This window comes from Streptomyces sp. NPDC046465, from assembly GCF_040646035.1.
Taxonomy (GTDB): Bacteria; Actinomycetota; Actinomycetes; order Streptomycetales; family Streptomycetaceae; genus Streptomyces.
On record NZ_JBEYZK010000022.1, the window covers coordinates 101,660 to 124,572 of the forward strand.

26 protein-coding genes and 2 pseudogenes are annotated in these 22,913 nt (G+C 70.0%); 18 read left to right on the forward strand and 10 right to left on the reverse strand.

The features are described from left to right. The first annotated feature begins 985 nt into the window (after nt 1-985). The 6 genes from ABZ953_RS30430 (at nt 986) to ABZ953_RS30455 (ending at nt 5,194) form a co-directional block, all read left to right on the forward strand. Nucleotides 986-1,195: an ATP-binding protein gene (locus tag ABZ953_RS30430; RefSeq protein WP_361730414.1), complete on the forward strand. Its 210-nt coding sequence runs from the start codon at nt 986-988 to the stop codon at nt 1,193-1,195. A 257-nt stretch (nt 1,196-1,452) separates the two neighbouring features. Next, nucleotides 1,453-1,731: a hypothetical protein gene (locus ABZ953_RS30435; protein WP_361730417.1), complete on the forward strand. Its 279-nt coding sequence runs from the start codon at nt 1,453-1,455 to the stop codon at nt 1,729-1,731. A 1,163-nt stretch (nt 1,732-2,894) separates the two neighbouring features. Next, entirely contained in the window at nt 2,895-3,269 is a 375-nt protein-coding gene (locus tag ABZ953_RS30440) for a DUF3662 domain-containing protein (protein ID WP_361730420.1), read from the forward strand. A gap of 198 nt (nt 3,270-3,467) precedes the next feature. Continuing rightward, on the forward strand, nt 3,468-3,638 hold the full coding sequence (locus tag ABZ953_RS30445; RefSeq protein ID WP_361730423.1) for a hypothetical protein: 171 nt from the start codon (nt 3,468-3,470) through the stop codon (nt 3,636-3,638). Between the two features lie 166 nt (nt 3,639-3,804). Beyond that, nucleotides 3,805-4,392 carry an ANTAR domain-containing protein gene (locus ABZ953_RS30450; RefSeq protein ID WP_361730426.1) on the forward strand — a complete coding sequence of 196 codons (588 nt, stop codon included), beginning with the start codon at nt 3,805-3,807 and terminating at the stop codon, nt 4,390-4,392. Nucleotides 4,393-4,444: 52 nt separating this feature from the next. Continuing rightward, nucleotides 4,445-5,194: an ANTAR domain-containing protein gene (locus ABZ953_RS30455; protein WP_361730429.1), complete on the forward strand. Its 750-nt coding sequence runs from the start codon at nt 4,445-4,447 to the stop codon at nt 5,192-5,194. 29 nt (nt 5,195-5,223) lie between these two features. On the opposite strand, the pseudogene ABZ953_RS30460 reads toward ABZ953_RS30455, so the two are convergent. Together ABZ953_RS30460 and ABZ953_RS30465 are read right to left on the reverse strand one after the other, a co-directional pair. Then, a pseudogene (locus tag ABZ953_RS30460) lies at nt 5,224-5,376 on the reverse strand (ATP-binding protein); the annotation flags it as partial. Nucleotides 5,377-5,630: 254 nt separating this feature from the next. Next, the gene (locus tag ABZ953_RS30465) at nt 5,631-5,777 is read right to left on the reverse strand and encodes a hypothetical protein (RefSeq protein ID WP_361730565.1); all 147 of its coding nucleotides are present in this window, start codon (nt 5,775-5,777) and stop codon (nt 5,631-5,633) included. Here ABZ953_RS30465 and ABZ953_RS30470 point away from each other — a divergent pair. The 5 genes and pseudogenes from ABZ953_RS30470 (at nt 5,727) to ABZ953_RS30490 (ending at nt 9,334) form a co-directional block, all read left to right on the forward strand. Then, nucleotides 5,727-6,371, forward strand: a complete 645-nt coding sequence (locus tag ABZ953_RS30470; RefSeq protein WP_361730432.1) for a hemolysin III family protein — start codon at nt 5,727-5,729, stop codon at nt 6,369-6,371. The genes ABZ953_RS30465 and ABZ953_RS30470 overlap by 51 nt on opposite strands. Before the next feature lie 359 nt (nt 6,372-6,730). Next, nucleotides 6,731-6,934 carry a cold-shock protein gene (locus tag ABZ953_RS30475; RefSeq protein ID WP_361730435.1) on the forward strand — a complete coding sequence of 68 codons (204 nt, stop codon included), beginning with the start codon at nt 6,731-6,733 and terminating at the stop codon, nt 6,932-6,934. 194 nt (nt 6,935-7,128) lie between these two features. After that, a complete protein-coding gene (locus ABZ953_RS30480; RefSeq protein WP_361730438.1) occupies nt 7,129-8,610 on the forward strand; it encodes a DEAD/DEAH box helicase in 1,482 nt (493 codons plus the stop codon). Between the two features lie 90 nt (nt 8,611-8,700). After that, a pseudogene (locus tag ABZ953_RS30485) lies at nt 8,701-8,958 on the forward strand (CBS domain-containing protein); the annotation flags it as partial. Nucleotides 8,959-9,022: 64 nt separating this feature from the next. After that, nucleotides 9,023-9,334 carry an SCO5918 family protein gene (locus tag ABZ953_RS30490; protein WP_361730441.1) on the forward strand — a complete coding sequence of 104 codons (312 nt, stop codon included), beginning with the start codon at nt 9,023-9,025 and terminating at the stop codon, nt 9,332-9,334. 119 nt (nt 9,335-9,453) lie between these two features. On the opposite strand, the gene ABZ953_RS30495 is transcribed toward ABZ953_RS30490, so the two are convergent. Continuing rightward, a complete protein-coding gene (locus tag ABZ953_RS30495) occupies nt 9,454-9,594 on the reverse strand; it encodes a hypothetical protein (protein ID WP_361730568.1) in 141 nt (46 codons plus the stop codon). Between the two features lie 115 nt (nt 9,595-9,709). Beyond that, nucleotides 9,710-10,453: an SDR family oxidoreductase gene (locus ABZ953_RS30500; protein ID WP_361730555.1), complete on the reverse strand. Its 744-nt coding sequence runs from the start codon at nt 10,451-10,453 to the stop codon at nt 9,710-9,712. 156 nt (nt 10,454-10,609) lie between these two features. Between ABZ953_RS30500 and ABZ953_RS30505 the strand changes: the two genes are divergently transcribed. Further along, nucleotides 10,610-11,554, forward strand: a complete 945-nt coding sequence (locus ABZ953_RS30505; protein WP_361730444.1) for a LysR family transcriptional regulator — start codon at nt 10,610-10,612, stop codon at nt 11,552-11,554. A gap of 193 nt (nt 11,555-11,747) precedes the next feature. Here the strand turns inward: ABZ953_RS30505 and ABZ953_RS30510 are convergent, their stop codons facing one another. Then, on the reverse strand, nt 11,748-11,915 hold the full coding sequence (locus tag ABZ953_RS30510; RefSeq protein WP_361730446.1) for a DUF317 domain-containing protein: 168 nt from the start codon (nt 11,913-11,915) through the stop codon (nt 11,748-11,750). A 305-nt stretch (nt 11,916-12,220) separates the two neighbouring features. Between ABZ953_RS30510 and pcaC the strand changes: the two genes are divergently transcribed. The 3 genes from pcaC to ABZ953_RS30525 are packed head-to-tail and all read left to right on the forward strand — an operon-like array spanning nt 12,221 to nt 15,025. Next, nucleotides 12,221-13,528, forward strand: a complete 1,308-nt coding sequence (pcaC, locus tag ABZ953_RS30515; RefSeq protein ID WP_361730449.1) for a 4-carboxymuconolactone decarboxylase — start codon at nt 12,221-12,223, stop codon at nt 13,526-13,528. A gap of 54 nt (nt 13,529-13,582) precedes the next feature. Next, on the forward strand, nt 13,583-14,215 hold the full coding sequence (locus ABZ953_RS30520) for an MBL fold metallo-hydrolase (protein WP_361730557.1): 633 nt from the start codon (nt 13,583-13,585) through the stop codon (nt 14,213-14,215). Nucleotides 14,216-14,245: 30 nt separating this feature from the next. Continuing rightward, complete coding sequence (locus ABZ953_RS30525) at nt 14,246-15,025, forward strand: exodeoxyribonuclease III (RefSeq protein WP_361730452.1); 780 nt, start codon at nt 14,246-14,248, stop codon at nt 15,023-15,025. Between the two features lie 15 nt (nt 15,026-15,040). Here the strand turns inward: ABZ953_RS30525 and ABZ953_RS30530 are convergent, their stop codons facing one another. From ABZ953_RS30530 to ABZ953_RS30550, 5 genes are all read right to left on the reverse strand, one after another. After that, nucleotides 15,041-16,819, reverse strand: a complete 1,779-nt coding sequence (locus tag ABZ953_RS30530) for an SGNH/GDSL hydrolase family protein (protein ID WP_361730455.1) — start codon at nt 16,817-16,819, stop codon at nt 15,041-15,043. A gap of 233 nt (nt 16,820-17,052) precedes the next feature. Beyond that, the gene (locus ABZ953_RS30535; RefSeq protein WP_361730458.1) at nt 17,053-17,712 is read right to left on the reverse strand and encodes a response regulator transcription factor; all 660 of its coding nucleotides are present in this window, start codon (nt 17,710-17,712) and stop codon (nt 17,053-17,055) included. Continuing rightward, nucleotides 17,600-19,030, reverse strand: coding sequence for a histidine kinase (locus ABZ953_RS30540; RefSeq protein WP_361730461.1), 1,431 nt, complete (start codon nt 19,028-19,030; stop codon nt 17,600-17,602). Before ABZ953_RS30540 ends, ABZ953_RS30535 begins: the two co-directional genes overlap by 113 nt. Before the next feature lie 114 nt (nt 19,031-19,144). Beyond that, the gene (locus ABZ953_RS30545; protein WP_361730464.1) at nt 19,145-19,597 is read right to left on the reverse strand and encodes a hypothetical protein; all 453 of its coding nucleotides are present in this window, start codon (nt 19,595-19,597) and stop codon (nt 19,145-19,147) included. Further along, nucleotides 19,594-20,247 (reverse strand): PRC-barrel domain-containing protein, encoded by a 654-nt coding sequence (locus tag ABZ953_RS30550; RefSeq protein WP_361730467.1) that lies wholly within the window; start codon nt 20,245-20,247, stop codon nt 19,594-19,596. The genes ABZ953_RS30545 and ABZ953_RS30550 overlap by 4 nt, the downstream gene beginning before the upstream one ends. Before the next feature lie 412 nt (nt 20,248-20,659). Between ABZ953_RS30550 and ABZ953_RS30555 the strand changes: the two genes are divergently transcribed. The 3 genes from ABZ953_RS30555 to ABZ953_RS30565 all read left to right on the forward strand — a co-directional run bounded on the left by ABZ953_RS30555 (nt 20,660) and on the right by ABZ953_RS30565 (nt 22,909). After that, nucleotides 20,660-21,103 (forward strand): DUF6278 family protein, encoded by a 444-nt coding sequence (locus ABZ953_RS30555; protein WP_361730470.1) that lies wholly within the window; start codon nt 20,660-20,662, stop codon nt 21,101-21,103. 114 nt (nt 21,104-21,217) lie between these two features. Further along, a complete protein-coding gene (locus tag ABZ953_RS30560) occupies nt 21,218-21,961 on the forward strand; it encodes an amino acid ABC transporter ATP-binding protein (protein ID WP_361730472.1) in 744 nt (247 codons plus the stop codon). A gap of 30 nt (nt 21,962-21,991) precedes the next feature. Continuing rightward, nucleotides 21,992-22,909: a glutamate ABC transporter substrate-binding protein gene (locus tag ABZ953_RS30565; protein ID WP_361730560.1), complete on the forward strand. Its 918-nt coding sequence runs from the start codon at nt 21,992-21,994 to the stop codon at nt 22,907-22,909. Nucleotides 22,910-22,913 lie beyond the last annotated feature (4 nt).

Below are 22,913 nucleotides of genomic sequence, written 5' to 3' on the forward strand. Positions count from 1 at the left end.
GGAGGGGCCCGGGAGAGCATGTGGCTCCCGGGCCCCGAAGGAACTGCTACACCATCTGCCGGCCCTGGTACTGCGCCGGCCTTCTGTTTCCGCCTACCGACCTGAGCTTCGTCGGGAGTGCGGGGATCGCGGATGCGTGACCGGAGACCACCTCACTATCGATGTCCTGCGGTACCCGGACTCGCGTGGCGTCCGGGCGATCCCGATGATGCTTGGCTCCTCCGTTCTTCCCTCTGGTGGCAACTGCTTACCAAGCGGGGGCTGCGTACTGCTGATACTGCGAACTGCGGGTCTTTCCTCTACTGCGAACCGCTTGTACTGCTGTGGCCTTTACCGGCGCCACTTCCGGCAGCCAGCCCCGTCGCCCATCCTGCGTCCGCTCTGGCTTAGAACCCCACTGCCGAACCTCCCGGTGCGCGCGCCCGCAGCCGACGCCTTCACCGAGGTGCTGCTCATTACTTCGCTGCTGGGTACTGCAACCACTGCGGTACTGCTCACGGCGGCCCCTGATGACTGCGGGCCACCCGGTCCGGTCGTCAGTCCCGTCGCCGTCCTGCAACAACCCTGGCTTCGGAACTCCACCACCGCACCGTCCTGCGCACTGCAACTACGGGTACTGCTGCCTGGCAGTTCGTCTCTGCCGGGCCCTGCGGTCTCTCTGGGGTACGAGAGAAACCATAACCACACCAGCATCCAATGTCTACTCCGGCCAGCGCAGATTTTCGCGGGACCGTTAGAGAGGTAATCGATCCGGGACAGGAGTGGCGCGCAGTGGGACACGCCCGGTTGACCCCCGCAGTGCGGGGCACAAGCACTGAACGGGAAGGGGTGGACGCTCCGGAGACCAGGTGATCCCGATGGACACACCGATGAGCGCCGACGTCACTGTCGGCCGGTCCGGGGCCTGCCCCGTCGGCGCCGTCATTGCGCCAGGCTCTTCCTCGACGGTCTCGCCCGCCCTCTCGCTGTCGAGGCCGTGCAATCCGTGGTCCTGGTTGTATCAGAGCTCGTCACCAACGCCCTGCTCTGCGGCGGCTTCCATGCCCTGGCGCTGACCCCGTACCCGGACAGCATCGAGGTCGCCGTGCGGGAGCCTGGCCCGCACTCCCCGCGGATGCGCACCCCCGACCTCTACGGCGGCACCGGAGGCTTCGGCCGGCCCGCGGTCAACCGCTCGCACGAGCCACCGCCGTGACCCGCCAGGAAGCCGGCGGGAAGGCCATGAGTGCCCTCCTGCCCGAAAGCAGGACCGGGGCACCGTTACCAAAGGGGCCCAGGTGTCGAGGCGGCTGCGCGACCGCTTCCGCTTCGCCGAAGAGCCAGAGTCGCATGGCGCCGAGGAGCAGGATCCAGCGACATGCGATCCGGACAGCCCGCTGGGGGCGCCGGCAGGGGGAGCGAGAGATCACGAGTGAGCACGTCGCGGTCCTGAACATTGGGGGCATCCTCCTGGTGACCGTTCCGGCGAACCTGGAGGAGACGGCGGTGGTCTCCCTTCAGGAAGACCTGTCCGCCCGCATCCTCGAAACTGACGCACACGGTGTTGTCATCGACGTCACGGCCGCGGAGGTCATCGACACCTTCGTCGCCCGCAGGCTCTCCGTGATCGCATCCGTCGCGAACCTGCTCGTCGCCCGCCCGTCCTGGTGGTCTCCGAACTCGTCACCAACGCCCTGCGTCACGGCGGCGGCCGGTACGCGCTGGAACTGTCCGCCGCCCACGACATGGTGACCGCCGCAGTCAGCGATTCGAACCCGGCATCCCCGCGCGAGGTGACGGTGCTCGTCGGGCTGTTCATGCGCGTACACCCCACCTTGATCGATTGTGCCGCTTGTGCCGTGACGCCCCGCCTGCCCGGACCCGGCCGCCCTCAGACCCCAGAGCGTGCTTCGGTGCAACTTTTGAGCACTGTTGGTGCCAGAGCTTCACTGTCAGTCCACGCAGAAAACCTGTCATGGCGGAGGTAGACATGTGGAGGTTGCTAGGGCTAGTGTCTTGTCCGTAGCCAAGAGATCGAGCAGGCCCGGCAGAGATGAACTGCCGGGAAGCAGTATTCGTAAGTGCAGGTCGGTGCGGTGGTGGAGTTCCGGAGCCAGGGTTGTTGCAGGACGGCGACGGGACTGACGACCGGACCGGGTGGCCCGCAGTCATCAGGGGCCGCCACAGCAGTACCGCAGGGCACGCAAGTGCAGTCGGCAGTTCTAGTGGTCCCTCGGTAAAGGCGTCAGGCTGCGGCGCGCGTACCGGGAAGTTCGGCAGTGGGGTTCTAAGCCAGAGCAGATGCAGGAGAGGCGACGGGGCTGGCTGCCGAAGAGAGTGGCGCTTTTCAAGGCCACCAGCGCAAAGAGCAGTATCAGCAGTTCGCAGTACCCGCACACAGTTGATTCAGAGGGAAGAACGGAGGAGTTGAGGCGCCATCAGGATCGCCCGGGCGGAAATCTTGAGCCTGGGTACCGCAGGACATCGATAGGTAGGTGGTCTCCGGTCACGCAATTCGCGATCCCCGTACCCCGCCCACATCTCGGGCGGCCATGCGGACACAGGAGGCCGGCGCAGAACCAGGGCCGGCAGATGGTGTAGCAGTTCCTTCGGGGCCCCGGTGCCATATGCACCGGGGCCCCTCCAACGTGCGCCACAACGGGGCGGTCGGCGGCAGGAAGCCAATCCGCGAGTTCACTGATCGCAGCCAGCAAAGCCCTGTCGCCCCCAGCAACCTCTCTGGTCCTCGCTCGACACCTCTGCCGACCCGCCGATGCCTCAGCGCACGCCTGTGGTAAGCGAGTTGTCAACCGGTGACGTATATACGGACTTGAGTGCTGCCAGGCCGTGATCAACCTCTGCAAAGCACCCGTACGGGCGAGCCTGCTTCGGGCGCCCTTGGGCAGTCGAGCTTGATGGGACTCATCCACACCGTCGAACAAGCAATAGAACGATGGACCTCCGCATTGTGGGCTCCCTTGATTCCCACCCCACGGCATCCCACAGAGGTAGTGGCCATACTCCAGCGGGAGTGCGACGATCACGCCCTGATCCTGGACCGGGAACGCGTCTTGGTGCCGAATGCCTTCGTCATCGAGTTGCCGGCCGAAAGCCACAGCCGACTCACCGCGCACTCCGCCGAGGTCTCGCGCCAGCTGGTGAACCACGTGTGTCGTCACGCAGCCGAGCACCGGTACACCTTCGCAGGGCCTGTCTCAGTCGCGCTACGACCATCCAACAGCGAGTCAGTGGGCCGTTTCCAAATCCGTAGCCAGATCGCCCCACACTGACCGGCGGCGGCGCGGGAGAGCCCCTCGGCAGCCAAACCGTAGTGGGCCTGCCGCACTGCGATCGTCCTGCGCATCTGGCGATCACGCCGTGCTGACCGGCGGACACGGCCAGCCGACGCATCGACAGCCCCGGGAGATAGGCGACTGGATGGGCCCGTTCGGCACCCATCCGATGCCGGACGTTCGGTGCGCGCCCTGGTGGAGATCTTCGCCAACCGGCAGACGGGCACCGCGTCGCCGCCGGTTCTGCTGCGCGAGGCGATCGTGCAGGCGGTGTCGCGTCCTCGTGATCGTGGTCGGCTGGTGCTGGACCTGTCCGCCCTCAACTCCTGCGCCAACGGCCGCGAAGCACTCATCACACGGCCGTGATCACCGCTCTGCCTGCTGTCCACGGCGTCGCCGCGCCGCCTCATCCGTCCCCGTACTGGGAAGTCCCGTTCTTCTCCCGTCACCCACCGGGGCTGCCACTAGGCTGAAACGGAGTGGTCAGCACCCGCCGCGCCGCACGACGGGCACCCGGGAAGGCGTTGAGCATATGGGATCCACCGTGGGACAACTCCTGGGCACACTGCGTGCGATGGCCGGGGCGGACGAGGAACAGCGCAGGCAATGGGCGATCACCTGTCCGCACGGCCTGGGGCTGGGCGGGATAGCTCTCACGGTAGATCAGGAACTCGTGTGGTTCAGCGATGAGACCAGTGCACGGCTGGAGGACCTGCAGTTCCTCCTGGGGCAGGGCCCGGCTCTGCACGGCCAGAACCCGACCGACGTGCGCATCGGCGCCGCGCAAGTGGGATCACTGACCGGCTACCGGCACACGGCCGGTCCGCTCACCCCCCGGCAGGCCACGGAGGGCTGGCTGGTCGCCGACATCCTGGCCGAGCACATCCTTGGCCGCTGGCCGGGAGCATCCGATCCGAGCAACGGCCCAGGCACCGCGGAGGCGGTGGAGCTGCACCGGGCCGAGGTCCACGAGGCCACCGGTGTCCTCAGCCATCGCCTCGGCGTCGCGCTGCCCGAGGCCCTGGATCGGCTGCGCGCCCGAGTCCATGCCTCGGCCCAGTCCCTGACGGAGACCGCCCGCGCCGTGATCCGCCAGGAACTGCCCCAAGACGTCCCATGAAACCGGTCACCCCGCTGACCACCGACCGTGCGGGAGGCCAAGGAGTACCGCCATGAGCAGGCAACAACACATCACCCGCACCTTCTTGGAGCTGGCCGACACCCTGGTCGAGGACTTCGACGTCATCGACTTCCTGCACCAGATGACTTTGCGCTGCCAGGAACTCCTCGACATCACCGACGCCGGCGTCTTCCTCGCCCACCCTCCACCCCACCTGCACAGCCCCGCACCCTGCGACCCCGGCCCCACGCTGCAGGACCTGCTGAACACCGCTTGCCAGCAGGGCCCGGCGCTGGACGCCGTCTCCACCCAGCGGCCGGTCACCCTGCGCAGCGGGGACGACGCGGCCTCACGCTGGCCCCAGTTCGCCGCCGATCTCCAGCGCGCCGGCTACACACAGGCCATCGCCGTCCCCATGCGGTTACGCCAGGACATCGTGGGCAGCCTGCTCCTCCTGCATACCGGCCCCCGCACGCTGGACGCCGAAGACTTCGCCCTCGCCCAGGCCCTGGCCAGCGCCGCCACCATCGGGCTGCTCCACGCCCGCACCATCACCCACCAGCACACCGTCAACGGACAACTCCACACCGCCCTGCACAGCCGCATCATGATCGAACAGGCCAAGGGCCTCCTTGCCGCCCGCCAGAACATCACCCTCAACCACGCCTTCGACGCCCTGCGCCACCACGCCCGCAGCCACCGCACCCTGCTCAGCGACGTCGCCCGAGACGTCATCGACGGCGAGTTCACCCCCGTGATCCCACCCGCACGGCCACGAGCGCACCCCACGGACGCCGAGTAACCCCCTCATCCCGCCCCCGCAGACGCAAGCAGCATGAGCAGGTACGGGCCCGGCGCGTACTTATGCACGTTCGTCACCAGCTCGCTGACCACCAACTGCACCACGCCCATCGCACGGTCCGACACCGGAATCCCGTGAACGGCCTGCACCTCAGTCAAGAACAACCGGGTCGCATGCCGGATCGCAAATCACCTCGCGTCTTTGGGGCTGCTCATGGTGGCGAAGGCGCCCGAGAGGGGCAGGCCGCCGTCGCCACCTGCGCGGGCGCCCTGCCCATCGGCCACCCGGTCACCGGGGCGGGTGTACGAGGTCAACGGGGATTCCAAAGATCGGCTCGTAACATGAACGCATGATTTCCAGTGACGCCCATAAGTCTGGAGGAGGGCAGGGAGCAATGCCCCGTGACCCCGCTGAGGCCGAATGTGTGCGCGTCGCCTCACAGCGTGGAGAACACCGTGAAGTCGGGCTGTCCGACGGACCGCAAGGTGATGGTGCGGGTGAAGACGGTCCGGTTGCCGCTCTGTTGGAGCAGGTGGCCGACCTGGTCGAGCCGATCAAGCCGAAGTTGCGGGGCTGGCTCCATGCGGGAATGGTCCCGACCGCGCTGATCGCGGGGATCGTGCTCATCTGCCTGGCAGGTACCCCGCAGGCGGCCTGGGCCTGCGCCGTGTACGCGGTCACCGCCTTGATGCTGTTCGCGACGAGCGCCGTGTACCACCGGGGCACCTGGGGGCCGCTCGGCGAGGCCCTTCTGCGACGTCTGGACCACGCCAACATTTTCCTGATCATCGCTGGCACCTGTACGCCACTGGCCGTGCTTCTCCTGCCGCCGGAGCAGAGGTCCGTGCTGCTGTGGATCGTATGGGTGGGCGCGGTGGCCGGCATCGCGTTCCGGGTCCTGTGGGTCGGCGCCCCGCGCTGGCTGTACACCCCGTGCTACCTGGCCCTGGGATGGGCACCGGTGCGCTACCTGCCCGACTTCCTGCACAACGGCGGAGCAGCCGTACTCACCCTGATCGTGGCCGGCGGGCTCCTCTACAGCGCGGGCGCCGTCGTCTACGCCCTCAAGCGCCCTGACCCCTCACCCCGCTGGTTCGGCTTCCACGAGGTGTTCCACGCCCTGACCGTGGCAGCCTTCACCGCGCACTACATCGCCATCCTCCTCGCCATCCACTGACGCACTGACCAGGCCAGATCTGCATCGAATGCGGCCTACAGCACCCGGTTTTTTGAAACGCCGCATCCCGGGTGGGCAATATCTATGACCGCGCGATGAGGGTTTAACGCGCAGTGCGGGGAGTGTTTGTGGGGCAACCAATAGAGTGGCATTATTTTCCGTACGCGGGCTGCTACCTCATGCTACTGTCGATCTCAGTTGCAGTTTTGGTTCCCAAAAACCTCAAGCTCCTTCGCCGAATATTACGGCGCCTGGAAGCCTTTTCGTATTGCCGGTCTTTCCGGTCGGGGCATCATCGCGGCGACCCGGTATCCGCGCATCGCGGATACCGGCGTACTGCCCCCAGAAGGAGATACAACGTGGCGTCAGGCACCGTGAAGTGGTTCAACGCGGCCAAGGGTTTCGGCTTCATCGAGCAGGACGGTGGGGGCGCCGACGTGTTCGCCCACTTCTCGAACATTGCCGCCCAGGGCTTCCGCGAGCTGTTGGAGGGCCAGAAGGTCATCTTCGACATCGCGCCGAGCCAGAAGGGCCCGACGGCAGAGAACATCGCTCTCGCCTGACGCTGACGCGCACTTCGTAGCTGGGTCCCGCATCCCTCGGGGTGCGGGACCCAGCTACGGATATTTCCCGCACCGGGTCACCGCAGGCCGTATTTCTTTCCGCGCATTTCATTCGGTTCGTTCTTGCGTTTCCTCGCGCTGTATTTTTCGCTGCGGGAATTCCTTGATACGCGCCGTATCAAGGAAGGTTCTCTATGAACCCCACACGTACGAACGACCGCTCTGCCCGCCCCCGCCGGACCGAGAACCCCGGGTTCGGTGCCGGTTCGAGGCGGGGCGCCCGCTTCGGCTCACCCGCCGCAGGCCGCTCGGGCGGCCGGCGCCCGGCCGCGGTCCAAGGTGAGCTCGCCCTGCCGAAGTCCACCACTCCCGCGCTGCCCGCGGTCGAGGCGTTCGCCGACCTCGACATGCCCACCGAGCTGCTGGCCGCGCTGAGCGCGCAGGGCGTCAGCGTGCCGTTCCCGATCCAGGGCGCGACGCTGCCCAACAGCCTTGCGGGCCGCGATGTCCTGGGACGGGGGCGCACCGGCTCCGGCAAGACCCTTGCCTTCGGCCTGGCCCTGCTGGCCCGCACCGCCGGACAGCGCGCCGAGCCCCGCCAGCCGCTGGCCCTGGTCCTCGTGCCGACCCGTGAGCTTGCCCAGCAGGTCACCGACGCGCTCGCCCCCTACGCCCGCTCGGTGAAGCTGCGCCTGGCCACCGTCGTCGGCGGGATGCCGATCGGCCGACAGGCCAACGCCCTGCGCGGCGGGGCCGAGGTCGTCGTGGCGACGCCCGGCCGTCTGAAGGACCTCATCGACCGCGGCGACTGCCGGTTGAACCAGGTCGGCATCGCCGTCCTGGACGAGGCCGACCAGATGGCCGACATGGGCTTCATGCCGCAGGTCACCGCGCTCCTCGACCAGGTGCGCCCCGAGGGCCAGCGGATGCTCTTCTCCGCCACGCTCGACCGCAACGTGGACCTGCTGGTCCGCCGCTACCTCACCGACCCCGTCGTCCACTCCGTCGACCCCTCCCGGGGCGCGGTCACCACGATGGAACACCACGTGCTGCACGTCCACGGCGCCGACAAGCAGCGCACCACCACCGAGATCGCGGCCCGCGACGGCCGGGTAATCATGTTCCTGGACACCAAGCACGCCGTCGACCGGCTCACCCAGGACCTGCTGAACAGCGGCGTGCGGGCCGCCGCCCTGCACGGCGGCAAATCACAGCACCAACGCACCAGGACCCTGGCCCAGTTCAAGACCGGACACGTCACCGTGCTGGTCGCCACGAACGTCGCCGCCCGCGGCATCCACGTCGACGACCTCGACCTCGTCGTCAACATCGACCCGCCGACCGACCACAAGGACTACCTCCACCGCGGTGGCCGCACGGCACGCGCCGGTGAGTCCGGCAGCGTCGTTACCCTGGTGACGCCGGGCCAGCGCCGCGACATGAACCGCCTCATGACCGCCGCCGGCATCGTGCCCCAGACCACCCAGGTCCGCTCCGGCGAGGAGGCACTCAGCCGGATCACCGGCGCGCAGGCCCCCTCCGGTATCCCGGTCACGATCACCGCGCCGATGGCCGAGCGACGCAAGCGCAGCGCCGCCTCACGCGGCCGACGCAGCCCCGCCTCGGCTGCCCGGCGCACGACAGCGCGGCAGACCTCGTTCGGCGCGGCGGCCTAGAAACTTCGTGGTCAGGAAACTGACCCACCACTGCAGGAGGCATCTTTTGACGTGGATTCAGATGCCGCCCGGCTCGTCACACGCCACCTTCGTACCCTCCTGGTCGGCGACGGCGGCGGCCTGTGCACCGGGCTTCTCACCGAGGCCCAGCTCACCGCGGCCCGTGACAATTCCGCATGCACCGACCGGGTCCAACTGCGTGACATCCTCGGCGACCACGGCCCGTTCACCTCTCCGGTGACCACCATGGCCGAAGCCCAGCACGCGATGCGTCACAGCCGGCTCGCTGCCCTGCCGGTGGTCGACGAACACGGCAGTGCTCTGGGCACCCTCGCCCTCGCCCGCTGAACCACCCCAACCGGCTCAACCGCGGCAGAAACATCCCCCTTCGGTCTTCTCCCTGTGAGGCATCATGCGCTGTGTCATTGCCCGCTTCCCGTTCGACCTCACCAAGAGCGGTGTCCTGGAGTCGATGAAGGGCATCAAGCCCGAGCAGGCCCTCGGCGAGACCGTCATCATCGGCCGCCGTACCTACCCCCTCAAGCAGGTCGGTCAGATCGTCACACGCCAAGACCGCCGCGACTTCAGCGCCGGCGAAGTCCTGCGGGCCATGACCCAGCTCGGCTTCACCTGCCGCGGCCTCCCCCAACCCGCCGCGCCCGCGCGCGTTCTCAACCCGATGCAAAAGGCTTCCGCGATGCTCGGCGCCGCTGCGGCAGCCTGACCGAGGGGCAAGCGCGCCACCAGCGATACAGCGATGAGGGTCCGACCGGGGTACGCCCATCGGACCCTCACGGCGTACCGAGGCATTCCCGGTGGGCCAGTGGTCGGTGGGTCAGCGGATCAGTGGTCGGCATAGCTGAAGTCGCCGATGGTCCAGGCGCTGACATCCTCGATGGCCACTCGGTACATCCCGCCCGTCTCCGGGTTCCCCACCGAGCCCCGCAGAATCCGCGCCACATGGACATGCAGATGCCTGGGCATCCCACGCGACTGTTGACGTGTCGGCTCGTTGGTCTGGTTGTGGCGAGGCGGCAGTCGCGGCCATGGGTCGTGTCGGCTGGACTGCGGTCGCTCATCGAGCCGCTGTTGACCGCAGTCACAATTGGGAACCGCCGCCGTCCACGGCGAGTTCGGCGCCAGTGGTGAAGGTGGCGTCGAAGGCGAGGAAGGCGACTGCCTTGGCGATCTCGTCGGGGGTGCCCACACGCAGCATGGGGATGACCGCGGCCATCTGTGCCTTCGTCTGTTCCACCGCTTCCGGGGGCATCGTTTTCTCCAGGATCCCGGTGTCGATCGGGCCGGGGCTGACCGCGTTGACGCGGATCTTCTTCGGCAGCAGCTCGCGGGCCAGGCTGCGGGTCATCGAGCGCAGCGCCGCCTTGCTCGCCGCGTATGCGCTGAGCTCGGGAAGGCCCAGCACATTCACGACCGAGGTGGTGAACACCACGCCGCTGCCCTCGGCCAGCAGCGGGACGAGTTTCTGCACCGTGAAGTACGGGCCCTTGGTGTTGATCGTCAGCAACTCGTCGAGGAGTTCCTCGCTTGTCGCCTCGAATGGTGCGAATCCGTTCACACCGGCGTTGGCGAACAGGGCATCGACCGTACCGAACTCGGCTTTCACACGGTCGGCCAGCGCGTCGATGTCGGGCAACGACGACGCGTCGCTGCGCAGCGCACTCGCGTTGTCGCCGAGCTGGTCGCGGGCGGCATCCAGTGCGGCCTGCTTACGCCCGGTGATGAGCACCCGTGCCCCTTCGCCCACCAGGAGCTGTGCGGTGGCCAGGCCCAACCCGCTGCTGCCTCCTGTGATCACGACGTTCTTGCCCTCGTACTTGCCCACGGTGGACATCCTCTGTTCCAGGAATCGGCTTGCGGATCATGTCCCCGAGGCGGTCTCGGAGGGACAGCATTGAGTCAACAGCCATCTGCGGTAGGGCGTCCAAGACCTGTTTCGTGCCCCGTCATGCAGGATCGGCATCACGAGTAGGGTGTCTGCATGTCCGATGGAGTTTCGCCCACTCCGGCGCTCGATCCCGGCCTTGACCTCGACTTGCGGCTGGTGCGGTACTTCACGGTCGTCGCCGAGCATCTGCACTTCGCCCGGGCGGCGGCGGCGCTGCACGTGGCCCAGCCCTCCCTGAGCCGTCAGATCAAGCGGTTGGAGGACGCCCTCGGCGTGCGCCTGCTGGAGCGCACCACCCAGGGCAGCGCCCTCACCGCGGCAGGCGCGGCCTTCCTGCCCCAGGCGCAGGCACTCCTGCACTCCGCCCAGCAGGCGGTGCGGGCCGCACGCGCCGCAGCGCCACCGCGCACGATCACCATCGGGTACGTCGAGGACCTCGTCATCACTCCCGCGGTGCGGGACCTGCGCCGCGGTCATCCTGACGCCCATGTCCGCACCCGTCATCTGGACTGGAACGAAACCCGCGCTCTTCCCGACGGCCGGGTCGACGTGCTTGTCGCCCGCGCGCCGCTGCCCATCCCGGACGATGACCTGAGTGTGACCGTCCTCTACGACGAACCCCGGGTACTCCTCGTGCCCGCATCCCACCGCCTCGCCGGCAAGAAGTCGGTCAGGCAGGACGACTTCGCCGACGAATCCCTGCTGACCTGTGCCAGCATGACCGCGGTCTGGAGCGAGTTCTGGCGGCTCGACCCCCGGCCGGACGGCAACCCCGCACCACTCGGTCCGCTGCTCGTGGACACCTTCGAGGACAAGCTCGAAGTCGTCGCGGACGGGCGCGCCGTCGCCGTCGTGCCTGCGTATGACCGCCGCTACACACTCCGGGACGATGTCATCGCCATCACCGTCGACGACATGGAACCCTGTCAGGTGGTCGTCGCCAGCCGCTCAGGCGACCGCAGCCCGCTCGTAGCCCGTTTCCGGGAATCCTCGCGCCGGTTCCTCGAACCCCGGTATGAGGAAATGACACATCGCTGAGACGGCCGTCCAGCGAGACGGCCCGAGATAAGGAGAAGGACACCAGGTCGCAGCGCCGTCAACAGTGTGATCCCCGAGCTCACCGCGCGTTGCTGAACCCCTCGCGCTCGTCCGATGGGATCGCGAGGGCGCCCGGGGTCTCGGAGAGACCCGACAGCAGTGAACTCGGGGCGTGCGGGGACGCGGTGATGGCTCAGGTGGGCCGGGCCGGACTGCGGCCGACCCAGATAGTCCAGGTGGCTGGGTTCTGGGGGTGCTGCTCGGTCAGTGGGTCGAACTGAACGCCTGCGTCCCCGTCGGGGGACGTCTGCGGTGACCATCTTCTCTTCCAGCGGTGCGCCAATGGCCGTGTCCCAGCCATCGCCGTCGGCGAGGTGGATCAGGAGATCCTGCAGCACCGTGGCTGGCGTGGCGCCGGTTGCGGAGAGGACCCACATGCGGTCGGAGACGGGGCAGGGCGAGGAGGGGCTTCATGCCGTCCATGTCTGCGAGCAGGTCGGAGAGCACGTCGGCGGGGGCCTGTCACGTACCTTGCCGAAGGTGGTACCTCAAGACGGATGTGGAAGATCTGCGTGGAGCTGCCGCGGTGTGGGGTGGGCCGCACGGGTCGGGGGACGACATACCGCACGGTCGTGAGCGATGGTGAGATATGAGAGCGTGAGGCGGGTGAGCGAGACGATGCAGCAGACCCTCCAATACCGTTTTGACGGGCCAGAAGACGCCCCCGTGCTGATCCTCGGGTCCTCGCTCGGTACCACATGGCACATGTGGGACCGGCAGATACCCGAGCTGATCCGGCACTGGCGGGTGTTCCGCTTCGACATGCCCGGTCATGGTGGAGCGCCCGCCCACCCGTGCGGGTCCGTCGGGGAGCTCGTCGACCGGCTGCTCGCCACGCTCGACGAGCTCGGCGTGCACCGCTTCGGGTACGGGGGCTGCGCCTTCGGCGGTGCCATAGGGGTCGAGCTCGCGCTCCGGCACCCGCAGCGCGTCGCCTCGCTCGCGCTGATCGCCGCCTCGCCGCGGTTCGGCACGGCCGACGAGTTCCGGCAGCGCGGCGTGATCGTGCGGAGCAATGGCCTCGACCCCATCGCACGCTCGGCGCCCGACCGCTGGTTCACGCCCGGTTTCGCCGCCGCTCAGCCCGCCATCACCGACTGGGCCGTGCAGATGGTGCGCACCACCGACCCCGGCTGCTACATCGCTGCCTGCGAGGCACTCGCCGCCTTCGACGTCCGCGCCGAGCTGGGCAGGGTCGGCGTGCCGACGCTGGTCCTCGTGGGCTCCGAGGACCAGGTCACCGGGCAGGGCGAGGCCCGCACGCTGGTCGCGGGGATTCCCGACGCGCGGCTCGCCGTCGTGCCGGGCGCCTCGCATCTCGCGCCGGTCGAGCAGCCCGCCGCCGTCACCGACCTCCTCGTACGCCACTTCTCATCGGCCTGGCAGCCCGCCCCCGACGCCACCATGGGCGGCCAGTCCGCCCTCTCCGCACCGCCCCTCAAGCCCGTCCTCGCCCCGTCGCCCGCGCCCGTCACGCCCGTCGCCGAGATCGGCCCGGCGGAGCAGCCCGTGGCCGTGCCGGGCAGTGCGGCCCCCGACCTGTACGACGCCGGGATGAAGGTCCGCCGCGAGGTCCTCGGCGACGCGCACGTCGACCGGACCCTCGCCGCCGCCGACGACTTCTCCGGGGACTTCCAGGAGCTCGTCACGCGCTACGCCTGGGGCGAGGTCTGGAACCGCCCCGGCCTGGACCGCCGCTCCCGCAGCTGCGTCACGCTCACCGCGCTCGTCGCGGGCGGCCACCTCGACGAGCTGGCCTTCCACACCAGGGCCGCGCTGCGCAACGGACTCACCCCCGCCGAGATCAAGGAGGTCCTGCTGCAGGCCGCCGTCTACTGCGGTGTCCCGGCGGCGAACTCGGCGTTCCGGGTCGCGCAGGCCGTGATCCGTGAGGAAACCACGCCGCAGGAGTAGCAGGATGGAGGCATGACGACTTCTGCCGACACCCATTCCGCCCGCGCGAAGGGCATGACGTTCACGAAGAAGTCCCACGCGTGCGTGCGGCTCGAAAAGGACGGGCGCACGCTCGTCGTCGACCCCGGCGGCTTCAGCGAGGAGGACGCCGCGCTCGGCGCCGACGTCATCCTCGTCACGCACGAGCACCCGGACCACTTCAACGAGGACCGGCTGCGGGCCGCCCTGGAGGCGCGCCCCGGCGCCGAGATCTGGACCCTCAAGTCCGTCGCGGACCAGATCTCGGCGGCCTTCCCCGGGCGCGTGCACACCGTCGGACACGGTGATGCCTTCACGGCCGCCGGGTTCGACGTCCAGGTGCACGGCGAGCTGCACGCGGTGATCCACCCGGACATCCCGCGGATCACCAATGTCGGGTATCTGGTCGACGGTTCCGTCTTCCACCCGGGCGACGCGCTGACCGTCCCCGACCAGCCCGTCGAGACGCTGATGCTGCCCGTCATGGCTCCGTGGAACAAGATCTCCGAGGTGATCGACTACGTACGGGAGGTCCGGCCGCAGCGCGCCTACGACGTCCACGACGCGCTCCTCACCGACCTCGCCCGGCCGGTCTACGACCACCAGATCGGCTCCCTGGGCGGCACGGAGCACCTGCGCCTGACGCCGGGGGAGTCGGCCGAGCTCTGACTGTCGGTGGCGCCCGGTAGGTTGGGAGACATGCGCATCGCCACCTGGAACGTGAACTCGATCACCGCCCGTCTGCCGAGGCTCCTGGCCTGGCTGGAGAGCACCGGCACGGACGTGCTGTGCATCCAGGAGACCAAGACGACGGCCGAGCAGTTCCCCGCCGCCGAGCTCCGCGAGCTGGGGTACGAGTCGGCGGTGAACGCGACAGGGCGGTGGAACGGCGTCGCACTGGTCTCCAAGGTCGGCCTCGATGACGTCGTCAAGGGCCTGCCGGGCGGCCCCGGGTACGACGGCGCGGACGAGCCCCGCGCGATCTCCGCGACCTGCGGCCCGGTCCGCGTCTGGTCGGTGTACGTGCCGAACGGCCGCGAGGTCGACCACGAGCACTACGCCTACAAGCTCCAGTGGTTCGAGGCACTGAAGGCGGCGGTCGCCAAGGACGCGGCGGGCCCGCGCCCCTTCGCGGTCCTCGGCGACTTCAACGTCGCGCCGACCGACGACGACGTCTGGGACCCCTCGCTCTTCGTCGGCGCCACGCACGTCACCCCGGCCGAGCGCGCCGCCCTCGCCGCCCTGCGCGAGACGGGCCTGACCGACATCGTGCCCCGCCCCCTCAAGTACGCCCACCCGTTCACGTACTGGGACTACCGCCAGCTGGGCTTCCCCAAGAACCGCGGCATGCGCATCGACCTCGTGTACGGGAACGGCCCCTTCGCGAAGGCCGTCTCCGACTCGTACGTGGACCGTGAGGAGCGCAAGGGCAAGGGCGCGTCCGACCACGCCCCGGTCGTGGTCGACCTGGACGTGTAGCGCGCGCCCGGTGGGCTACGGCACGAGCAGCCGCAGGTCCACCGAGTCCGCGAGGGCCGCGAGCCCCGCGTCGCCCGGATGCAGATGGTCACCACTGTCGTAGGCGGGCGACATCCGCGCCGGGTGCGCGGGGTCCCGCAGTACCGCGTCGAAGTCGAGCACGGCGTCGAAGTCGCCGTTCCCGCGCAGGTACGCGTTGACGGCCTCCCGCCGCGCGTTCGCGGCCGCCGTGCAGAGCGACTCGCCCTCACAGGGCGCGATCGTCGCCGCCACGGCCCGCAGGCCGCGCGCGTGGGCCCGGTCAGCGATCTCCCGCAGACCGGCGGTCAGCTGGTCGGCGGAGGCGCCCCACCGCACGTCGTTGATCCCCTGAAAGACGAGGACGGTGCGCGCCGACGTCTGGGCGAGGACGTCCCGGTCGAGGCGGTGCAGGGTGCTCACGCCGCCCGTGTCGGTGGAGACGCCGTCGCCGGGGTAGCGGTCGGCGACCACGCGGTTCGCGGAGATGCCCTGGTTGAGCACGCCGTAGCGCGGCACGTCCGGCTGGTTCAGGAGCCGGGTCGCCAGGACGTCGGGCCAGCGCCGGTTGGCGTCCTGCGTCGACTTGGCGCCGTCCGTGATCGAGTCGCCGAGCAGCACCACGGAGCCGGGCCCGCCGCCCACGTCGACGCCGGTGAGCAGCGGCCACGTCGTGATCGTCGAGGTGTACGCGGCCGGGGAGCCGTCGGCCGTGTGGTCGCCGGGGGTGCTGACGTAGGACCGCTGGAGGGCCTGGCTGTGCACGGGCGCCGTCGCCACGGGTCCGGGCAGGTGGAAGCTGACCAGGAGGTTGGTGCCGGCGGGTACGTCGAAGTCGAGGGGATCGCTGAACGCCTGGGCGCCCGCCGGGATCTCCGTGCCGGGAGCGCCCCGGAAGGACAGCGGCCGCGGCTCGCCCCGGGCGCCCGCCCCCGTCCCCTGCACCGCCACCGTCGCGCCGCCGATCCGCACCGGCGCCGCGGCGAAGGTGTTGTCGAGGCGGACGCGCACCCGCGGACCGCCGGTACTGGTGTGCACGACGAGCCGCACGGTCCGGTCGGCCCAGGGCCCCACCGCCGTGTAGCCGGTGGTCGACGCCGACCAAGTGCCCGTCCAGCCGCGCGTCTCGGCCCGCACGGACACCGCGAAGACGTGCAGGTCGGCGGCGCCGGGGTCGCGGGGCAGCCGCACCGAGGCGACCTCACGCCCGCGGGCCACCGGCACCGTCACCACGTACAGCCGTGCCCGCTCGGCGAGTTGACCGCCGGGCGTGTTGATGTGCGGGAGCGCGACGGACTTGGTGGCGAGCGGGCCCGAGCGCCAGTCGGGCGCCGTGAGCCGGTACCTGCCGCGCGAGCCGTCCCGGTACTGGACCGTGCCCGCGCCGCTCGCCTCGCCGCCCGTCCCCGCGACCAGGAAGGCCAGGGCGTTCCCGCGGCCCCGGACCCGCACCGCCTGCCCGTCGGCCCGTACGTTGTCCGGCGCGCCCGGCGCGGTGCGCGGCCAGGTGAGGCGGGCCCCGTCGACGGCCAGAGAGCGCCCGGGGGTCCAGCCCGCGGAGGTCAGGTCCCGTGCGGACAGCGAGCCGCCCGCACCGTCGAAGTCCGCGTCGGCGGGGCGGCCGTCGTCGCTGACCGCGCGGTTGTCGAAGAGCCGCTCCAGGGGGAGCGGCCCGGGTCTGCCCGCGGCGGCCGTCCCTGCCTGTGCCGATGCCGTCGGCAGGAGCCCCGTGAACAGGGCGAGCACGGCGGCCGCCCCCCAGATGTGTCGGCGCACGACAGACCCTCCGCGTGTGATGGCCCGATGACGAGCGGCGGGCGACCGGTCGATGAGTGATGGGCGATGGGTGATGGGTGATCGGTGATCGGTGATGGGCGATGACGGGTGCGCCATGAAGCTAAGGAGCCGCCGGAGGCGAGTCAATGAGGGGCGCGTGAACACGACGCGAACTCGCCGGACACACCGCTACCGGTCGTCTCGACTACCGGTCGCCTCACCTACCGGTCGCCTCAACGGGCCGTCGACACCAGCCCGTTCTCGTACGCGATGATGACCAGCTGCACCCGGTCCCGGGCGCCGAGCTTGGCGAGCAGCCGGGTCAGATACGTCTTCGCGGTGGCGACGCTGAGGCAGAGCTCCCCGGCTATCTCGGTGTTCGAGAGGCCGCGGCCCACCAGGGTCAGGACCTCGCGCTCGCGGTCCGTGATGCCCGCGAGCGGCACCCCGGTCGGCGGTGCGGACGTCGGCCGCTCCGCGAACTCCCTGATCAGTCGGCGTGTGACGCTCGGCGCGAGCAGCCCGTCGCCGGTCGCGACGGTCCGCACCGCCGCCAGGATGTCGTCAAGGGCCATGTCTTTGACGAGGAACCCCGCCGCGCCCGCGCGCAGCGCCCCGTACACGTAATCGTCGTCGTCGAACGTCGTCAGGACGACGACGTGCGCGGGCGCCGGGCCCGATGTGATCAGCCGGGTGGCCTCGATGCCGTCCATGCCGGAAATCCGGATGTCCATCACCACGACGTCCGGGCGCAGTTCGGCGCACCGCAGGACCGCCTCGTCACCCGACGCCGCCTCGCCCGCGACCTCGATGTCGGGGGCGTCGGTGATGACCATGCTCAGGGCGGTACGGACGAGTGGCTGGTCGTCGACGAGCAGGACGCGGACCGTCATCGGGCACCCGCCGTGAGGGCACCTGCCGTGAGGGCACCCGCCGTGAGGACGTCGACGCGCCGGGCAGCGACAGCGGCAGGGGCAGCGGCAAGGGCAGTCGGGCACGCACGCGGAAGCCGCCGTCGGGGCGCGGCGCGGCGCTGAACTCGCCGTGCAGCAGGGCGACTCGCTCGCCCATGCCGACCAGCCCGTACCCCGTACCCCGTGCCCGTGCCCGTGGCGCCCGTGCCCGTTCCGCCGCGGTGGGACGCGGTTTTCGTACGGCCCCGGCCCCGGCCCCGGCCCCGGCCCCGGCCGCGGTCCTCGACCTCGATGACGACCTCCTCGTCGCGGTACTCCACGGACACCGCGCAGGCGGTGGTGGCCGCGTGCCGCACCAGGGCAGCGGCCGCCGCTCGCCCCGCCACGTCACGTCCACCCGCACCCCGGCGGCCGTCGTCGAAGCGGCGAGCCGCTCCACATCCGCGAGACCCTCGGCCGGTCCGCGCGGCGCCAACTCCCTTGCGCAGTCCGCCCCCTGACCCGGCTCGCTCTCGCGCAGCGCGCCCAGCATCCGGCGCAGCCCGGCCAGGGTCTCCCGGCCCGCCGTCTCGACCGCGGCCATCGCCTCCCGCGCCAGGACCGGCTGGGTCTCGACGACCCGCGCCGCCGCGCCCGCCTGCAGGGCGATGATGCCGATGCTGTGTGCCACCGTGTCGTGCATCTCCCGTGCGATGCGCAGCCGTTCGGCGGTGACGGCCTGCGCCGTCGCCTGCGAACTCAGGCGCTGCGCGTAGGCACGGGCCCGCCGCACCGAGTCACCGGTCAGCCAGGCCACGGCGGCCGTCAACGTGGGGGTCTGCCAGTCGGACCAGCTGTCGCTCACGGTGTGCGGGAGCTGCAGGGGGAGGCCGAGCAGCTGCCGGAGCAGCGCGTAGGCGGGCAGGACGCCGAGCGCGAGGGCGAAGGCCGCGTGGCGGGCGCGGGTGGTGCCGGTCGCCACGATGTACCCCGCGGCGATGTCGATGGCCGCGTAGTGGAGGAAGGTGATGCCCGTCTCGTCGATCGCCAGCGTCGCGCCGTACGAGCAGCCGATCAGCAGCCCGAGGGCCGTCATCGGGCGGCGTTCGAGGAACCGGGCGGCGAGCAGCACCGCCCCGGCGGTCCCGACGATGACCAGCCACTCCAGGGGAGCGGGGCTCCCGTTGCCGCTCGTCGGCATCAGCGGGAGGCCGGAGTACGCCCGCGCGGCGAAGGCCATGCCGAGCAGCCAGGACACGGCGGCCCACACGCCCGGCGGGGCGTACTTGACCAGGGACACACGCGGCGAGGCGGACACGGGCCGATCGTAGCCAGGCCGGTGCGTACGGACATCGCACCGTGGTCGTACAACCTCGGTCGACATGCGCCATCGGCAGGTGTCGGCGCCGGTCCGACGACGGGCGGGGGCCCGTCAGCCGCCGTCAGGCGTGGCGGCGCGGATCACCACCGCGTACGAGCCGACGCCGAGCAGGCGGGCGCCCGCGATCCGGTCGCCGCGCGAGCCGTGGAGGGTGTCGATGCGGCCGGACCCGGGGTCGAAGGCGACGTCGGCGAGCGTCCCGATGGTGTCGCCCAGCTCCGTCAACAAGCGTTTGCCGAGCAGGTTCTGGCTCTCGGACGAGTCCGCCGAGGTGAACCGGGCCGCTGTGGGCGCCCCGACGACGACCGCGTCAGGACCCACCGCGTGCACGTCCGCCCAGGCGATGACGTCGCCGCCGTCCTTGACGCCCTCCAGGCGTACGGCGGTGATCAGGGCGCCTTCGGGGCCCTCGGGATCGACGACGAGCCCGGCCACGGTGCCGATGTGCGCGGCGTCCGACGCGCTGACGACCGGGCGGCCCACGGTCTGGCTGAGCAGCATCATGAGGTCCGCTCCTCACCGGGGGCACCCGTGGCACCCGTGGCACCCGCGGCAGCGGGTCCGACTGCTCCGGTGGGGCCACCCGTCTCCGTACCCCGTACGCGCCACACAGCCGCCGCCAGCTCGCCCAGCTCCTCGACGACGTGCTCGGTGTGCCGCGCCGGGACCATCAGCGTGTCGCCGGTCATGGCGGGGCGGCCGCCGAGGGGCAGGAACACCTTGCGCTCGTGGCGGCCCAGGGCCTCCGTGGAGGTCATCTCGACGCCGACCACCCGCCCTTCCCGGCCCGCCTCGATCAGTACGTCGAGCACGGTGCCGACCTGCACCCCCTGGTCCGTGAGCACGCGGGCGCCGCGGACCAGGCCGCCCGAGGCCTCCTGCCAGGAGGCGACCGCGGCCTTGTCCTCAAGGGCCTCCGCCGAGGTGATCATCACGGCGTCGGTGCCGAGCGCGTGGACCGCCGTCCACGGCAGGCTCTTGCGCATCGGACCGGAAAGGAGTCCCCGCCCGGCCAGCGTGAACCCGGCGATCCGGCCGCCCGCGCCGTCGAGCACGACATCCTTGATCTGGGCGACCGCTTCGCCGCCCAGCGTGACCACCGGCCGTTTGGTGAGATCGCCGGCCGCGAGCACCGCGGGCAGGGGCGCCGTCATCGCACCCTCCCTCGCCCGGGGCGCCGACCGCGCCGCACCACGATCACACCGCCGCGGCGCCGCCGGGCCTGCACGCCGACCACCGCGGCGGCCAGCAGACCCAATACGACGATCACGGCGACCAACCACATCCACCACACCATCGTCCACCTCCCGGACCGACCCGGACCGACCTGGACCGTCCCTCAGGTGCTTCCGGGTACCCCTTTACGGGGAACAGTCACCTGCGGAGCGAAGGCTCCCTGAGTGGGGCCCCGGGAAGGGCGATTCGCCTGATTCCGTGATCAACTGAAGCAAGATACATTCGTGGGATTACGGACATCGGCACCCCCGGGCGACGGAGGTTGACGCCAGAGGCTCGGGGCACGAGAGGGAGATGATCTCCCGCGACCCCCCAACGGAGAGGCCGATCATGAACATCCCGTTCCTCGACAAGTGGCGCAGACGGCACTCCGCGGCCGACCCGGCCGAGGGGCTCGCGGCCGCCTTCAAGGAGGATCCGGACGGCGTCGGCGAACTGCTCTCCGAGTGCGAGCTGTTGCGCTCGCAGGCGAGTGCCGCCGGGCTCGAACTGGACGACTCCCCGGCCTCGTTGGCGGCCCTCGACCAGCTCCTGCCGCGCTGGCGCGACGACCCCGAGATGCTGCCGTGGCTCGGCAACGACGCGGGGCTCTACCTGGGTTCCGTCGTGGTGCGGACGGTGCCGGGCGCGACCTGGCACGTCTGGCCCGGCGGCAGCCCCGTCGTCCGGCTGAGGACCGGCCGGGACATCCAGGTCGTCGCGGCGGGGCTCGACTGGGCGGTCCAGGGGGCGCCCGAGCTCTCCCAGGTCTACGCGGAGGCTTCCGAGACGTAACCCGAATTGCCTCAAATACGGTTAATGCCCATAAGTGCGTGTCGTCCAGTAAGTCCCGTTTTCACGTGGATAGTTTGCGCGGACGTACACAGCTGAGAGTGGGCAGGTCTTGCCATGGCCGTCGATCCTTTGATCGAGCTGCGTGATGTGAACAAGTACTACGGAGAGCTGCATGTCCTCCAGGACATCGACCTCACCGTCGGCAAGGGGGAGGTGGTCGTCGTCATCGGCCCGTCAGGGTCGGGAAAATCGACACTCTGCCGGACGATCAACCGGCTCGAGACCATCCAGTCGGGCACCATCAGACTCGACGGGCAGCCACTGCCCGACGAGGGCAAGGCGCTCGCGAAGCTCCGCACGGAAGTGGGGATGGTCTTCCAGTCCTTCAACCTCTTCGCGCACAGGACCGTCCTGCAGAACGTCTCCCTCGCGCAGGTCAAGGTGCGGGGCCGCAAGAAGGACGAGGCCGACAAGCGCTCCCGGGAGCTCCTGGAGCGCGTGGGCCTCTCCGCACAGGCCGAGAAGTACCCGGCGCAGCTCTCCGGCGGCCAGCAGCAGCGCGTGGCCATCGCCCGCGCACTGGCCATGGACCCCAAGGCACTGCTCTTCGACGAGCCGACCTCGGCCCTCGACCCAGAGATGATCAATGAGGTCCTCGAAGTCATGCAGCAGCTCGCCCACGAGGGCATGACCATGGTCGTCGTCACCCACGAGATGGGCTTCGCCCGCTCCGCGGCCAACCGGGTCGTCTTCATGGCCGACGGCCGCATCGTCGAGGACCGGACCCCCGAGGACTTCTTCACCCACCCGGAGAGCGAGCGGGCCAGGGACTTCCTCTCCAAGATCCTCAAGCACTGACGGGGGGACGTGTTCGTGAAGCGACACACCATGCGCAACACCATGCGTACGACACGCCTGCTCGCGGCGCTCACCCTCGCCGTCTGCGCCGCCGCTGCCTGCGGCAAGGAGGGCAGCCCGCCCACCAAGGGGCCCTCGGCCGAGGAACTGCCCAAGTACCGGGTGGCGAGCGGTTTCCAGCTGCCCGCGTCGGGGACCTGGAAGAAGGCCAGAAGTCGCGGCCGCTTCATCGTCGGCGCCAAGGAGGACCAGCCCTACCTCGGCGAGAAGGACCCGGCGGACGGGACCTACTCCGGCTTCGACATCGAGATCGCCAAGATGATCTCGGCCTCGCTCGGCCTGGACCCGGCCAGGATCCAGTTCAAGACCATCGCGTCGGCGAACCGCGAGACCGCCCTGCAGAACGGGCAGATCGACTACTACGTAGGCACCTACACCATCAACGACAACCGCAAGAAGCTCGTCGGCTTCGGCGGCCCCTACTACATGGCGGGCCAGGGCCTGTTGGTGCGCAGCGACGAGGACGACATCAAGGGCCCGCGGGACCTGGCCGGCAAACGCGTCTGCTCGGCCGCCGGGTCCACCCCCTATCAGCGGATCCAGCAGGACTACCCGAAGGCCACCCTCGTCGCCTACGACACCTACTCGGTCTGCGTCGACAACCTGCTGACCTATCAGGTCGACGCCGTCACCACCGACGACGCGATCCTGATCGGCTACGCGGCCAAGGTGCCCGACGAACTCAAGGTGACCGGCAAGCCGTTCTCGAAGGAGCCGTACGGCATCGGCGTGCCCCGCGGCGACAACGCCCTCAGGTTCGCCGTGGACGACGCCCTGGCGGCCGGTGAGAAGAACGGCGACTGGAAGAAGGCGTACGACGCCACGCTCGGCCTCTCCGGGGTCCCGGCGCCGAAACCGCCCGCCATCGACCGCTACCCGGCGAGCTGAGGAG

What these genes read in the sequence shown, in the direction of transcription:
- ABZ953_RS30440 (WP_361730420.1), top strand. Translation starts at nt 2,895, where the DNA reads ATGGGACTCATCCACACCGTCGAACAAGCAATAGAACGATGGACCTCC.
- ABZ953_RS30450 (WP_361730426.1), top strand. Translation starts at nt 3,805, where the DNA reads ATGGGATCCACCGTGGGACAACTCCTGGGCACACTGCGTGCGATGGCC.
- ABZ953_RS30455 (WP_361730429.1), top strand. Translation starts at nt 4,445, where the DNA reads ATGAGCAGGCAACAACACATCACCCGCACCTTCTTGGAGCTGGCCGAC.
- ABZ953_RS30465 (WP_361730565.1), bottom strand. Translation starts at nt 5,777, where the DNA reads ATGGAGCCAGCCCCGCAACTTCGGCTTGATCGGCTCGACCAGGTCGGC.
- ABZ953_RS30480 (WP_361730438.1), top strand. Translation starts at nt 7,129, where the DNA reads ATGAACCCCACACGTACGAACGACCGCTCTGCCCGCCCCCGCCGGACC.
- ABZ953_RS30490 (WP_361730441.1), top strand. Translation starts at nt 9,023, where the DNA reads ATGCGCTGTGTCATTGCCCGCTTCCCGTTCGACCTCACCAAGAGCGGT.
- ABZ953_RS30495 (WP_361730568.1), bottom strand. Translation starts at nt 9,594, where the DNA reads ATGCCCAGGCATCTGCATGTCCATGTGGCGCGGATTCTGCGGGGCTCG.
- ABZ953_RS30505 (WP_361730444.1), top strand. Translation starts at nt 10,610, where the DNA reads ATGTCCGATGGAGTTTCGCCCACTCCGGCGCTCGATCCCGGCCTTGAC.
- ABZ953_RS30510 (WP_361730446.1), bottom strand. Translation starts at nt 11,915, where the DNA reads ATGGCTGGGACACGGCCATTGGCGCACCGCTGGAAGAGAAGATGGTCA.
- ABZ953_RS30520 (WP_361730557.1), top strand. Translation starts at nt 13,583, where the DNA reads ATGACGTTCACGAAGAAGTCCCACGCGTGCGTGCGGCTCGAAAAGGAC.
- ABZ953_RS30525 (WP_361730452.1), top strand. Translation starts at nt 14,246, where the DNA reads ATGCGCATCGCCACCTGGAACGTGAACTCGATCACCGCCCGTCTGCCG.
- ABZ953_RS30535 (WP_361730458.1), bottom strand. Translation starts at nt 17,712, where the DNA reads ATGACGGTCCGCGTCCTGCTCGTCGACGACCAGCCACTCGTCCGTACC.
- ABZ953_RS30545 (WP_361730464.1), bottom strand. Translation starts at nt 19,597, where the DNA reads ATGATGCTGCTCAGCCAGACCGTGGGCCGCCCGGTCGTCAGCGCGTCG.
- ABZ953_RS30550 (WP_361730467.1), bottom strand. Translation starts at nt 20,247, where the DNA reads ATGACGGCGCCCCTGCCCGCGGTGCTCGCGGCCGGCGATCTCACCAAA.
- ABZ953_RS30555 (WP_361730470.1), top strand. Translation starts at nt 20,660, where the DNA reads ATGAACATCCCGTTCCTCGACAAGTGGCGCAGACGGCACTCCGCGGCC.
- ABZ953_RS30560 (WP_361730472.1), top strand. Translation starts at nt 21,218, where the DNA reads ATGGCCGTCGATCCTTTGATCGAGCTGCGTGATGTGAACAAGTACTAC.
- ABZ953_RS30565 (WP_361730560.1), top strand. Translation starts at nt 21,992, where the DNA reads ATGCGCAACACCATGCGTACGACACGCCTGCTCGCGGCGCTCACCCTC.